We start from the raw sequence: 13,475 nt of genomic DNA, 5'->3' as shown, positions 1-13,475 counted from the left end.
TGCCAACAGCAAGACATCTTTAGGCGCCAATGTCACTACAACCGGCACTCAAACCTATAACGATTCTGTCACGATTGCCAAGAATCCGATTCTGTCAGGTAGCGACGTTACGTTCAAAAATACTGTTGACGGTAGCGGCGATGTGACGGTGAAAGCCAGTAGTGGCAATATTACATTCACTGGTGAAGTTGGTAAGACAACTCCTCTCACAAGTTTAACTGCCAACAGCAAGACATCTTTAGGCGCCAATGTCACTACAACCGGCACTCAAACCTATAACGATTCTGTCACGATTGTCAAGAATCCGACTCTCACAGGTAGCGATGTTACTTTCAAAAATACTGTTGACGGTAGCAGTGATTTGACGGTGAATGCCGATAGCGGTAATATTACTTTCAACGGTGCAGTTGGTAAGACAACTCCTCTCACAAGTTTAACTGCCAACAGCAAGACATCTTTAGGTGGCAATGTGACGACAACCGGCAGCCAAACCTATGGAAATGCTGTCAAGATTGCCAACAATCAGATTCTCACAGGGAAGGAAATTACTTTCAACAAGACTGTTGACGTACCTGGCAATCTCGATCTGGTTGCTGACAATGTTAATCTCAAAGGAATTGTCACAACCACGAATGACGGCACACTCACAATTACCAACACGGGGAATCTCAATATCGATCAAAATCTGAATTTAGATGGTGCATTTAATCAAAAAGGTGCAGGAACTGTGGCGCTGAGCGGAAATATGGCTACCACTAATGATAACATTAGTTTTAGTGGGCCTGTGACCTTAAAAAATTCTGTAAGTTTTACACTCGGAGATGCAACTATTGCTTTCGGTTCGACTTTAGCAGCAAAAACTAACCCGCTGACTTTGACAGCAAGTGAAATTAATTTTTTAGGTAAGGTTTCTGGTACTGGCGCGCTAACTCTGCAACCGGCAAAGGCAGGACAAAATATTGCGATCGGCGGTAGTGACAACAATACTCCCGCTTTAGATTTGACGGCAGCGGAAATTGATTTGATTCAAAATGGATTTAAGTCGATCGCGATCGGGCGATCGGATGGCAGCGGCAATATTAGTATTCCCAATAATCTCACATTTTTAGACCCCGTAAGTATTCAAACGGGAACTGGTACGATCGCACTTGATGGCACTCTAACGGGCAATGACAACACCAGCATTACTCTCAACGCTGCCACAATCAATTTGAATTCTGGCATCAACACCAATAAAAATGCGATCGCCCTTAACGGCAATGTCAAACTCGGCAACGATATCAATCTCAGTACCGACGGCGGAGATATTAACATAGTTGGTGCGATCGACGGCAATCGTTCGTTAAGCTTAGATGCAGCTAATGGCAATGTGCTGGTGCAAGGAAATATCGGAGGCACAACACCGCTTTCTGTGTTGAATGTTACGGCAACCAATGCAGAATTTACTGGTAATATTGCCAGCAATTCAGGTTTTAATATTACTGCTAGCACTAAGTTGGGTGGTAATGTTACCACAAATAACGGCAATATCAATATAGACGGCACTCTCGGGTTGACGAAAGATGCGATATTAAGTACCGCCGGAGGGAATATTGCCTTTGGAGGTGCGATCGACAGTATTGATGCGGCCCGCAACTTAACTCTAGCCTCCGGTAGCGGCAGCATCACTTTCAACGGTGCGGTGGGGGCCACCAGCCTGTTAGGAAATCTTGCGATCGACAATGCTGGCAATGTGACAGGAAACTCGACAATTAACGCGCAACAATTTACAGCACTAAACACGGAAAAAGTCAACTTGTCGGGAGATGTCACCGCCGCCAAAGTCGATATTACTGCCAAAGGCGATATAAGCGTTAAAAATATTACTACTAATGGCGGAGAAATTCTATTTACAAGCGGTAACAATTTCACCGCAGGCAATTTGAATACATCGGCAAACAGTGGCGGTAACATAACTGTTAAGGCGATAACTTCAATTACGGCCGGACAAATTAACTCGAGCGGTATAGTCGGAAATGCGGGCAATGTGTTCTTAGATCCGATCGGCGATATTCAAGTAGAGTGGATCAATGCCCAAGGCGGTACAGGCGGCACCGGTGGCGAGGTGACAGCAATCACAGGCAATTTTTTCCGCGCTACGGGTACTTTTTCCACCCCACTGTCGCCGACGGGATTTGCTAGCATTTCTACTGCTGGCGGCGCCGGTGGTGGCAAAATTACAATTGTGCACGCTGGGGGAGATGGAGGGAATCCGATTCAACCGTTTGTGGTGGGGGATGCTGCTAGCAACGGTACGGCGGGTGCAATTACAACGGGACAATCTACCATTACATCGCAGTCGTTTCCGCGTTCTAGTAGTGTTGGTAATATTGCGTTTGTGACTGATGACGCGATCGATCCAATTCCAACTCCGTCAACAACTCCGAGTCCAACTCCAACTCCGGTTGTGATTCCAACTCCGATCGCCATTCCAACTCCGATTGTGATTCCAACTCCGATCGAAATTCCAACTCCGGTTGTGATTCCAACTCCGATCGAAATTCCAACTCCGGTTGTGATTCCAACTCCGATCGCCATTCCAACTCCGATCGAAATTCTAACTCCGATCACCATTCCAACTCCGAGTCCAATTCCAACTCCTACACCCGCACCCATCGCCACACCAGCATCCCCCACACCCGCACCTATCGCCTCAACCCCCGATCCAGAAGACTTTCTAAATCGCCGCCGAATTCCAGCGCTAGACACTCCCGGCCCTGCTGCGGGTCAAATTTTAAGACTGGATTCAAGTATCACCAGTCAGTTACCCCCCGACCAACCGCCAGCAGTTCCCCCCAGGGACACACCGCCACCAGCCAACCCTAAGGGTTTAGTGCTGGGATATGTTCCGCCTCCCGATCGACTTTTTGAAGGCAACGACATAGACAAAATAGTTTTGGGAATAGAACAAATTAGGAATCAAGAATTTGGAGAATATCTGGGAGTAAAAGCCAACCTTCCAGGCCAAAAAGTGATGAGGGCGCAATTCCAAGAAACTTTAAGAAAGATCGAACAGCAAACCGGCAAACGTTCCTGTATTATCTACATAATCTCGCGAGTAGACCGACTGGAACTAATTTTAGTTCCTCCCGTAGGGTTGCCGATTCACTACAGCGTCCCCGAAGCCAACAGAACAGCTCTTGAACCCGTCGTCCAGGAGTTGCGCGATGAAATAACCGCTGCCAGAAAACGCGGTAGTACCAGTTATCTACCCTCGGCCCAGCAACTGTATAAATGGGCGATCGCACCCCTAGAAAAAGACTTACAAAACTTAGGAATTCAGACTTTATTGCTGTCAGTAGATCCGGGATTGCGGAGCCTGCCCTTTGCCGCTTTGCACGACGGTCAAGGCTTCTTGATTCAAAAATACAGTTTCAGCCTAATTCCGAGTTTCAGCTTGACTAATAGCAATTATAGAGCAGTTATAGACGCCACAGTCCTAGCAATGGGACGGTCTGAATTTGTTGACAAAAATCCCTTGCCCAACGTGCCGATCGAATTACAGGCAATTTCTGCTCAGTGGCACGGCGCATCTTTCCTGAATTCGACTTTCACTTTAGACAATCTCAACTCGCAACACACCAAGGGAGGATTTCGGATCGTTCACTTAGCAACCCATGCTGACTTCCAACCGGGAAAACCGAGCAATTCTTACATTCAACTGTGGAATTCCCAATTGCGACTCAATGACATGGAGAGTTTAAATTGGCGCAAGCCGCAGGTAGACTTGTTAGTATTGAGTTCTTGTAGAACTGCTTTGGGCGATCGGGAAGCAGAGTTAGGTTTTGGAGGTTTAGCAGTAAAATCCGGCGCCAAATCTGCTTTAGGGAGTTTGTGGTATGTTGACGATGGAGGCACTTTGGGGCTGATGAGCGAATTTTACCACCAGTTGCGAGGAACCACAACTAAGGCAGAAGCTTTGCAACTGGCTCAACAAGCAATAATGTCCGGTAAATTGCGGCTGGAAAACGGACAGCTAGTAACAACAGGTGGCAAGTTAAATCTACCTGCTAATTTACAACAAACAAACCAAAACTTTTCTCATCCTTACTACTGGAGTAGTTTCACCATGATCGGAAGCCCTTGGTAAGCTGCCATCTTTATTTTTCAGTCTCCGCTTCTGAGGGACGAAAGTTTCTACATTAGGAGCAATGCCCGCTTGGGGTGGTTGGGGCGGTTCCCCCGTGGCTGCCCCAATTTCAACCGCCGATCTATCCAGGGGGTTTGGAACTCTATTTCTGTTTCCTCACCACCAAAGTAATATCATCAAAAACCTTCGGATCGCCAATATACTGCCGCACATCATCTATCAAAGATTACCTAATGGCAATAGCAGGTAAGTCTACTTACCTGCTATTTTACAACAAGAAAAACAAGAGTTTTCTGCTCTTTATTGCTGGAGTATTTTCACGGTGAGAGTTTTTTTGTAAGTCCCATATTTTAAGTAGCAAATCTGTTCGTTCAACAATCATCTCTAACCCGCAGATGGTCTATCTAGGGTTGATTTGTCTCGGATTTGCTGCCGCAGTTCCGTAATTGACTCGACAGCCGATATTGAACAAACTCGAACTGCACTCAAGAGGGACAATCTGCTGATCCAAGAGGGCGCTGCAACTGACATACTGGTCGTTATTAGTATCTCTTACCATACATTCGATCGGGTTAGCTCCCGATCGCGCCGACCAACTCTTCATACCTACGACTGCAACGATATGCTGCCAGTAGAATGCAAATAGCGACACTGCCAACAGTACAGCAACTGCTAATCCTACTTTCAATTTCCAACTATTTAGGACGTTTCCCAAACTGTTTTTCACGTTTTCCAGCCCAGAAATTGAGCTTTCGGTAGTTATTTCTGGAGTTGTCAAGTTGGTTTGTGTTTGTTCTGCTGGAATTTCAGACATAATGTATCTCCTATGATTGCTGGGATTTGGCTAAGCTCGCAGTTGCCATTGCTATTGCAAACTTTATCAAATTTTAGCAAAACTAGCCTGTACCGACAACCGATTCGGGCAGCACCGCCGGGGAAGTATGTATATTCACCAAGTGCGATCCTCTTCGAGGGCTTCGCTAACGCGCTTTCTATGCCTTTTGAGGTATTGCCCAATTCGCGATCGACTATTTTCCATTTGGCGCAATAGAATAGTTGGTGATGTTCTCGGAAAACGGCTCAAGTGAATCAGCTTTTTTACAAACCGCAGAGATCGCAGAGGGCGCAGAGAAAGAAAAAAGAGAGATATATTGACTTTCACCAATCATTTAGGGTTTCGATAGCAGTTCTAATAACTCAGCTTCCGACAGTAGTTCTATCCCCAAAGATTGAGCCTTTTCTAACTTAGAACCCGCATCTTCTCCCACAACCACATAATCAGTTTTAGCACTTACAGAACTTGTCACTTTACCTCCTGCTTTCTGAATCAAATCTTTAGCTTCATCTCGTTTCAAAGTGGGCAAAGTTCCGGTAAGCACAAAGCTTTTGCCTGCAAGGTGTAAATTTGTGCTGGCTAAAGTGGGATTTTTCACTTCTGACTCCAATTGCAAGCCAGCAGTTTTCAACCGTGCAATTAAACTTTGATTGGCCGGCACTCGAAACCACTGATAAACAGCTTGAGCAATTTCCGGCCCGATGCCGTAAACGCCCTCAATCGATGCCGCCGATACCCCTGCTAACTCTTCTACATTTGCAAACCTTTCTGCCAGTAATTGAGCATTCACGCTGCCGACGTGGCGGATGCCCAAGCCGTAAAGTACGCGCGAATAAGGTTGATTTTTCGATTGGGCGATCGCACTTACCAACTTTTCTGCTAACTTCTTACCCATGCGTTCCAAACTCATCAATCTTTCCGCGGTCAAATCGTACAAATCCGCCGCAGAATGCACCAGATTGCTATCAACCATTTGCTGCACCAACTTCTCGCCAACACCGTTAATATCCAGAGCATCCCGGCTGCAAAAATGAATCAGCGAACCCCTCAAAATTGCTGGACAAGATGTATTGATGCAGCGAGTAACGGCCTCCCCCTTTTCGCGAACCACAGGCTGTTCGCATTCGGGACAGCAACTAGGAATTTGGAAAAGTTGAGCATTTTGGGGGCGAAGTTCCGGCAAAACTCGCACAACTTCTGGTATAATTTCCCCAGCTTTTCTGACAATCACAGTATCGCCAATATGGAGATTTAGGTCGGAAAGTCGATCGCTGTTGTGGAGAGAAGCCCGCGAAACCGTCGTCCCCGCCAACTGCACCGGTTTGAGTTCCGCTACAGGAGTCAGAGCCCCGGTTCTCCCTACTTGCACGGTGACAGCTTCTACTATTGTAGGCACTTCGGCAGCGGGATACTTCAGGGCGATCGCCCAACGCGGAAACCTCTGAGTAAAACCCAATTGTTTTTGCAGCCAAACCGAATTAATCTTAACAACAACCCCATCCGTCATGTAAGGCAAATTCCGTCGCTCAGTATCCCAATATTCGTAATACTCGCGAACCTCATCCAAAGAAGAGAAAATTTTGCGATAGGGATTCACCTTAAAGCCCATTCGTCGCAACAATTCCAACGAATCCCACTGCGTGTTTCCCTCGTTACCCCGATCTAAATGCAGAGTATAAGCAAAGAAATCCAACCTGCGCTTATCCACAATTTTAGAATCCAACTGCCGCAGGGTACCCGCCGCAGCATTGCGAGGATTAGCAAACAATTGTTCCCCTGCTTTTTCCCGTTCCCGATTAATTTCCTCAAACACAGCTAAAGACAAAAAAGCTTCTCCCCGCACTTCCACAACAGGCGGCGGATTATCTAAATTGAGCTTTAAAGGAATCGATCGAATAGTTTTGACATTTTGAGTAATTTCCTCTCCGGCAATGCCGTCCCCCCGCGTCGCACCGCGAACTAAAACCCCATTTTCATAGGTTAACGCTAAAGCAGAACCGTCAATTTTTAACTCGCAAACATAGGAAACTCCCCCCAACCCCCCCTTGCTAAGGGGGGGAGTAATTTCCCTATTTTGCTGATTGTTAATGGAAGATGTTATTCCCTCTTGTCCCCCCCCTTGATAAGGGGGGGTTAGGGGGGGTGCATTTCCTTGTTGACCGGGGGTTAGGGGAGGTGCTACCCTTTGCCAGCGTTCCTGCCATTTAGCAAATTCTTCAAAATTAAAAGCATTTTCCAAACTGTAGAGAGGAATATTGTGTTTGACGCTAAAAAATTGAGTAGCCGGCTGTTCTCCCACCCGCTGAGTCGGACTTTCTGCAGTAATTAATTCAGGATAATCTGATTCTAATTCTTGCAACTGGCGATAAAGTCGATCGTACACCTCATCTGGCATGATCGGCGCATCGAGAACATAATAAGCATAGCTAGCTTCCTGTAACTGGTGCCTCAACTGTTGAATTTGCTGCTGAATCTCAGTTGCCATATCGATTTAAGGTTTTCGATTTTCGATGTTAGATTTTTGATTATAACTCTCCATTTTAGCTCAAAAAAAAGGAGCGAGCAACGTTTTTGCTGCCAGACCGATTTTAGATGATCGATGTCCATTTGAGCTAAAAACCAAGAGCTAGCAACTAGAAAATCAAAACTTATCCTAATTGTCACCCTGCCCAAAAACGGATAGTTAATTTCCGACAGGAGTTGCCAGTCGGCCAAAATTTTTGACTCTTCTTCAACCTCCCACAGTCATCTCTGGAGTAAATTTCAAATCCTTCGACTGAGTGAACGCCGAACGTTGCGCCGAACGTCTCACGCCGAAGTTTAAAATCTCAAATCGACTGACTCGCCTTTATAGCTGCAGAATTCGGCGCATAAATCCTTACAAATTCAAGTCGGGAAAATCCCTAAATTTATTGTTTTCCCCAGACATGGAAGGTTGAAGATTCTCACCATCTTTTTCGCCGTTCAAGTTACTATTGGCGCGGGACTTGGTGAATTCTTGAGCGTTTGGCTTGGTGAAAGCGAGCGGTTCAGCGTGTTCTACCTGAAATACATTGGCGTAGAGGTTGGCAATAATTTGTTTGCCTCCCTGGGTCAATTCCAAGTAGTTCAAAGCTGCGGGAATGTAGGGAAAAACTCCATTCCAATAAAACTTTGCGTAATTTTGCCTCAAATCTCCCGGAGACTTGTAGCCCAAGATTTTATTAGTGCCGACTTCCTCAAATTCGTAGAACAGGGCACTTATTTTTCGCAGGTAATTTGGGTCGCTCAACTGACCGATCAAATCGGCGGCTCTAGCGAGTCCCGAATAATTATTTCTGTCTTGATGAGTTTCGCTGGCAGGAACTGGAAAGCGCGTCAATTCAATATTGCGCTTGATTTGTTCGGCATCAATTAATGTGTGGCCGCCGAAGCGTTCGTCAATTACGAGTTTTCCTCGATCGACATGATAAGGAGTTAAACTGGCAGAAGTTGCCCCGATCGGTACAGAAACCATGCCCCCGTCAATACCCGTAGCGTAGAGTCCCACAGCTTCTTGGTCTTGGCGGCAAACACCTTTGACGTAGCCGATATCGTGGCACAGCAGCGAGATCAGGTAGTGCAGCCAATCTTCCGGCGACACTCCCCCTTCGCGAATATGCTTGCCCCGGAGAATCTCTTGTCCCACCAAAGCCACGAGCATTGTGTGTTCTACATTGTGGTACAGAGCATCGCAGTTGGCGATATTTTCCAGAGCCATAGTCCCTGCCCAGGCGATAATTTCAGGGTAGTCAGGCTTGTACTTGCCGTAGGTGCGACGGTAGCCGGCCTGCAACTCTTGCACAAAAGCGTCAATCAGGATAGCAGTTGCATTGAACATCATAAATTCTCTCACTCAGGCTGTAGTTACAAACTAGATCAAAAATATCTTGGATAGCTGAAAAATAATCAATGGGCATTCCAGTAGGTTTGACCCCTCGGCGTGGAATTTTAAATTTCAGCTAGCCTTGTCAAATCAGAAAATTACTTTTAGGCTATGCTTCCCACGATAACCTAATTTCCGAAGCAACCGAAGCAACCGATCGATTTTTCGGCATTAAATATTGACGAAACAATTTACCTCGTTTCACCGACTAATTATTAGAAGTCCTAGGTGTGAAAGTTATGAACTGTCTGTTTTCGAGCCTCTCCACTGCTGCCCTTCGCGCTCGGCGGTCGATCGCCCCAAAATACCTAGGATTGTTTGCATTCACTGCTGTTTGCACTGCCGCACCGGCAATGGGTGCCGAGCGAATTTACGTAACTTACGGGCCGCTAGAAGAATCAGTTCCCATCGAATCCCTGGCTCTCTTCGCCCAAGAAGGCAAAATAGACTCGAACTTGGACGGCTTCGCTCAGTACATCAAAGAATCTCAGCTAGCTGACATTCGCAGCGCCCTGCAAGCGAAAGCTGAAATCAGCCAGGTGACGATCGCCCAATTTCTCTACACGCCTCAAGGAGAAGTGCTGCTGAAACGCTTGGGCCGAGTAATTCAAACCAAAGCTCGGCAGCCCGGATTTTATGCCATCCGAGCCGCCTTGATTTTAGCAGCCTCAGATCCAGAAGGCCTGACAATACTCAACGTGCTGCGGAAATTCCCCACTTATGGCATCAGGATTGACATCGCCCGCGGCTTGGGTATAGCCGACGAGCTGACATCGCTGATCAACCGTTCCAATCAGACGATCGCCGGAGTCGCTCAATTGTCCGAAGCACAAGCAGCTTTAGAACCCGCCATACCGCCCGCCGAAATGCTGCAGCCCCAGCTACCGGGCCCCTATACTTGGAAAAAATCATCGGTAACTGTGACGAGTCCAAATCGCCCTCGCACGTTTGATATGGACATTTACCTGCCGCAGGGCAGCCCGCAACCGGCCCCAGTAGTAGTAATTTCCCACGGTTTAGGTTCCGATCGCCTTTCCTTCGAGTATTTAGCCAAACACCTAGCCTCCTACGGCTTTGCCGTCGCCGTCCCCGAACACCCCGGTAGCAACGCCCAACAAATCCAAAACTTAGTAACAGGCAGAGCCAATGAAGTAGCAGAGCCAGCAGAATTTATCAACCGCCCCCTCGACATCAAAGACCTGCTCGATTATTTAACCCAACTTTCTACAACCGATCCGACCTACCAAGGGCAGCTCGACTTGCAGCGAGTCGGCGTCATCGGCCAGTCTTTCGGTGGCTATACGGCTTTAGCATTAGCCGGGGCGGGGATTAATTTTGCACAGCTAGACAAAGATTGCGGACTCGAAAACGATAGTTGGAACCTCTCCCTGCTGTTGCAGTGCCGCGCCCGCGGCCTAGAGCGCAACCAGTATAATTTCGACGACCCGCGCATCAAAGCTGTGATCGCCATCAACCCGATCGTTAGCAGCATTCTCGGAGAAACAAACCTCAGCAAAATCCAAATCCCAGTCATGCTAATCGCAGGCAGCGCCGATACCGTCGCCCCCGCTTTGCTCGAACAAATTCAACCGTTCACTTGGCTGACATCGCCCAACAAATATCTCGTACTCATGAACAACGGGACTCACTTCTCAACAATCGAGGATTCCCCTCAAAGCCTCTTTCTGCCACCACCACAGGTCATCGGGCCGGAACCAGTTTTAGCCCGTCGCTACCTCAGCGGACTCAGCCTAGCTTTCATGGAAAGCTATTTGAACAACAAATCAAATTTCCGCCCGTATTTGGAGCCATCCTACGCTTTAAGCATCTCCCGAGACACTCTCGGACTGAGAATTTTGCGATCGCTCACCCCGCAGCAACTCCAGCAGTTCAGGATTTCTCCACCTGCTCGCAGGCCAGTCTCTCCACCTGTCCTGGCTCCTGTTCCTCTACCTTCTCCACCTCCGATAGCTCCCGTTCGTTAGGCTTGAGGTGCGCCGAAGAGCACGCTGTCTTCTATTTTCGCGCGGGGGCGATCACCCCTGTCTCTCCTCTCATCAGCTTTCCTAATCGCAGTCATCAGTTTAACTGTCGCTCAACCCCTTTACAAACCTTAACAACACCGTTAATAATATAAACATCATCCGAACATTGACAACCAAATACAGCAATCATAAAACCATGACAACAACCTTACAACAGCGCGAAAGCGCCAATGTCTGGGAACGCTTCTGCGAGTGGGTCACAAGCACAGACAACCGCATTTATGTAGGTTGGTTCGGCGTCTTGATGATTCCTACCTTGCTCAGCGCCACCATCTGCTACATCATCGCCTTCATCGCTGCTCCTCCAGTGGACATCGACGGCATCCGCGAACCAGTAGCAGGTTCCTTGATGTACGGTAACAACATCATCACAGGTGCAGTTGTTCCTTCATCCAACGCCATCGGCTTGCACTTCTACCCAATCTGGGAAGCAGCTTCCCTCGATGAGTGGTTGTACAACGGCGGCCCTTACCAATTGGTAATTTTCCACTTCCTGATCGGTGTATTTTGCTACATGGGTCGTGAATGGGAATTGTCTTACCGCTTAGGTATGCGTCCTTGGATCTGCGTCGCTTACTCTGCACCAGTTGCAGCAGCAACCGCAGTATTCTTGATCTACCCAATTGGACAAGGTTCTTTCTCTGACGGTATGCCCTTGGGTATCTCCGGCACATTCAACTTCATGATCGTGTTCCAAGCCGAGCACAACATCCTGATGCACCCGTTCCACATGTTGGGAGTTGCTGGTGTCTTCGGTGGTTCTTTGTTCTCCGCCATGCACGGTTCTCTCGTTACTTCTTCCTTGGTTCGTGAAACAACCGAAACCGAATCGCAAAACTACGGTTACAAATTCGGTCAAGAAGAAGAAACCTACAACATCGTTGCAGCCCACGGCTACTTCGGTCGTTTGATTTTCCAATACGCTTCATTCAACAACAGCCGTTCCTTGCACTTCTTGTTAGGTGCATGGCCAGTAGTCGGCATCTGGTTTACCGCTTTGGGTATCTCCACGATGGCTTTCAACTTGAACGGTTTCAACTTCAACCAATCGATTATCGACTCTCAAGGTCGTGTCATCAATACTTGGGCTGATGTGATCAACCGCGCTAACTTGGGTATGGAAGTAATGCACGAGCGCAACGCTCACAACTTCCCTCTCGACTTGGCTGCTGGTGAAACAACTCCTGTAGCTTTGGTTGCTCCTTCTATCAATGGCTAAGTTTTAGCTTGAGATAAACAAACAGCGCTCCTAGTAATAGGGGCGCTTTTTGTTTGGGGAAAAATATTTTTACTGCGGGGATGGGAAGTATAGCAGCGGCTAAGGCAGTTAGGACGCTTGACCTAAGACATCTTCAATTACCAGAACGTAAACAATCAAACTGTTCCAATTGTTGGCGGGTTCGACTCTTTAACCAAGACTCTTCTTGGCTCAATCTTGTTTAGGTAGAGGAGAATATTGTGGTAAGTACACTAATGTTTCAAAAAAAAAATTGTTCAATAAATAACCATCAATAGCTGTGCGATCAAGCTTTTTGATTTTCCCATCCATCAAGTGCTAAGAAGCTACTGCAAAATCGGTGTATTGCCGCATCCCAGGCTCGTGAAATGCCAACACAATATCTTCCTTGGGAACCCCTGCGCGCACCAAATCAGTTGCAATCCCATCTTCTGTCCAGTCTTCCTCAATCCAGAATTTGCGATCGCGAATCCGAACGTAAACAGTCATCCCGGTAATGCGATCGCCCTTTTCCCAGCCAAGATTCATCCAGATGTAATGACCGTTTTGTTCGTCGGTAATCAAGAATGTCTCGATTTCTGGTTGAGGATGGCGGCACAATTCTACATACTCGGTCAAAATACGTTTGATTAATTGGGGATACTCGATTAGTTTATCCATTGCACAATTTCCTCTACTTCTATATTTACGATAATTAGCGGAAGTTGATGTCTGTTTACAATTAATTGAATTACATCTTGAGTGAAGAAACTTTTATATGCGATCGCACTAACTGCGACGTAAAGTTTGCGATCGGGTGCTGTTTCTTCTAAAAGGTAACGATAAATGTCATACTGGCCGAGAGCTTCTTTTAAATCTTGGATTTTCGAGGCACCGATAAAGCTTTTCACTTCAACTACAAGTTTCTGTCCCGGCCGTTCTGCAGCAATGGGTTGTTCCGCACCGAGATCGGCGTACAGCGTTGTTCTGCGATACTGAATTACATAGGGATCGTCAGTAATCGTCCAGCCGTCTTTGATCAGTGCGTTTTTGACAGCGTAGTGAATGATGTCTAGCTTCGGCATAGGCTTATTATAAACTAAAAGCATAGTATACTGGTATTTATAGTTACTCGGTTGATATATGGTAGAAGTAAAGCTGTCTCTTGAAGGTGAAGATGTTGATGTAGCGGCTGAACAGCTCTTTGAAACCACGGGTTTGCAGGGTAATTGGGAAGTAGCAAAAGGTTCTATCCCTACGAAGGAAGGCACGGGAGCATCCCAGTTTTGCAGCCAGTATAAATACTCAAAGACTTAGCAGGCAAGTTGATGGCAGAATAGAAAGCA

Annotated in this window: 9 protein-coding genes; 4 read left to right on the top strand and 5 right to left on the bottom strand. The window is 47.0% G+C overall.

Annotated elements, in window-relative coordinates; genetic code table 11:
* A partial coding sequence (locus tag QUB33_RS22500; RefSeq protein WP_333354497.1) for a CHAT domain-containing protein occupies positions 1-4,129 on the top strand: 4,129 nt, incomplete at its 5' end.
* A gap of 400 nt (positions 4,130-4,529) precedes the next feature.
* Here the strand turns inward: QUB33_RS22500 and QUB33_RS22495 are convergent.
* From QUB33_RS22495 to QUB33_RS22485, 3 genes are all read right to left on the bottom strand, one after another.
* Complete coding sequence (locus QUB33_RS22495) at positions 4,530-4,943, bottom strand: hypothetical protein (RefSeq protein WP_333354494.1); 414 nt, start codon at positions 4,941-4,943, stop codon at positions 4,530-4,532.
* A 355-nt stretch (positions 4,944-5,298) separates the two neighbouring features.
* Positions 5,299-7,449: an NAD-dependent DNA ligase LigA gene (gene ligA / locus QUB33_RS22490; protein ID WP_333354491.1), complete on the bottom strand. Its 2,151-nt coding sequence runs from the start codon at positions 7,447-7,449 to the stop codon at positions 5,299-5,301.
* A 393-nt stretch (positions 7,450-7,842) separates the two neighbouring features.
* Positions 7,843-8,823 carry an Npun_R2479 family HD domain-containing metalloprotein gene (locus QUB33_RS22485; protein ID WP_333354529.1) on the bottom strand — a complete coding sequence of 327 codons (981 nt, stop codon included), beginning with the start codon at positions 8,821-8,823 and terminating at the stop codon, positions 7,843-7,845.
* 284 nt (positions 8,824-9,107) lie between these two features.
* Between QUB33_RS22485 and QUB33_RS22480 the strand changes: the two genes are divergently transcribed.
* Both QUB33_RS22480 and psbA read left to right on the top strand, forming a co-directional pair.
* A complete protein-coding gene (locus QUB33_RS22480; protein WP_333354487.1) occupies positions 9,108-10,853 on the top strand; it encodes an alpha/beta hydrolase in 1,746 nt (581 codons plus the stop codon).
* Positions 10,854-11,049: 196 nt separating this feature from the next.
* Positions 11,050-12,132: a photosystem II q(b) protein gene (gene psbA / locus QUB33_RS22475; protein ID WP_333060032.1), complete on the top strand. Its 1,083-nt coding sequence runs from the start codon at positions 11,050-11,052 to the stop codon at positions 12,130-12,132.
* A gap of 336 nt (positions 12,133-12,468) precedes the next feature.
* Here psbA and QUB33_RS22470 read toward each other — a convergent pair whose 3' ends face one another.
* Positions 12,469-12,810 carry a XisI protein gene (locus tag QUB33_RS22470; protein WP_333354484.1) on the bottom strand — a complete coding sequence of 114 codons (342 nt, stop codon included), beginning with the start codon at positions 12,808-12,810 and terminating at the stop codon, positions 12,469-12,471.
* On the bottom strand, positions 12,798-13,238 hold the full coding sequence (locus QUB33_RS22465; RefSeq protein ID WP_333354481.1) for an element excision factor XisH family protein: 441 nt from the start codon (positions 13,236-13,238) through the stop codon (positions 12,798-12,800). Before QUB33_RS22465 ends, QUB33_RS22470 begins: the two co-directional genes overlap by 13 nt.
* A 34-nt stretch (positions 13,239-13,272) precedes the next feature.
* Between QUB33_RS22465 and QUB33_RS22460 the strand changes: the two genes are divergently transcribed.
* Complete coding sequence (locus QUB33_RS22460; protein WP_333354478.1) at positions 13,273-13,446, top strand: hypothetical protein; 174 nt, start codon at positions 13,273-13,275, stop codon at positions 13,444-13,446.
* Positions 13,447-13,475 lie beyond the last annotated feature (29 nt).

The organism is Microcoleus sp. B3-A4, from assembly GCF_036705385.1.
Classification (GTDB): Bacteria; Cyanobacteriota; Cyanobacteriia; order Cyanobacteriales; family Microcoleaceae; genus Microcoleus.
Note: the sequence above shows the minus strand (reverse complement) of the source record. Positions and strands in the feature narration are given on the sequence as shown.

Bases quoted from the DNA above. Each gene is read 5' to 3' on its own strand.
- ligA (WP_333354491.1), bottom strand. From the start codon at position 7,449: ATGGCAACTGAGATTCAGCAGCAAATTCAACAGTTGAGGCACCAGTTA.
- QUB33_RS22495 (WP_333354494.1), bottom strand. From the start codon at position 4,943: ATGTCTGAAATTCCAGCAGAACAAACACAAACCAACTTGACAACTCCA.
- QUB33_RS22470 (WP_333354484.1), bottom strand. From the start codon at position 12,810: ATGGATAAACTAATCGAGTATCCCCAATTAATCAAACGTATTTTGACC.
- QUB33_RS22485 (WP_333354529.1), bottom strand. From the start codon at position 8,823: ATGTTCAATGCAACTGCTATCCTGATTGACGCTTTTGTGCAAGAGTTG.
- QUB33_RS22465 (WP_333354481.1), bottom strand. From the start codon at position 13,238: ATGCTTTTAGTTTATAATAAGCCTATGCCGAAGCTAGACATCATTCAC.
- QUB33_RS22460 (WP_333354478.1), top strand. From the start codon at position 13,273: ATGGTAGAAGTAAAGCTGTCTCTTGAAGGTGAAGATGTTGATGTAGCG.
- psbA (WP_333060032.1), top strand. From the start codon at position 11,050: ATGACAACAACCTTACAACAGCGCGAAAGCGCCAATGTCTGGGAACGC.
- QUB33_RS22480 (WP_333354487.1), top strand. From the start codon at position 9,108: ATGAACTGTCTGTTTTCGAGCCTCTCCACTGCTGCCCTTCGCGCTCGG.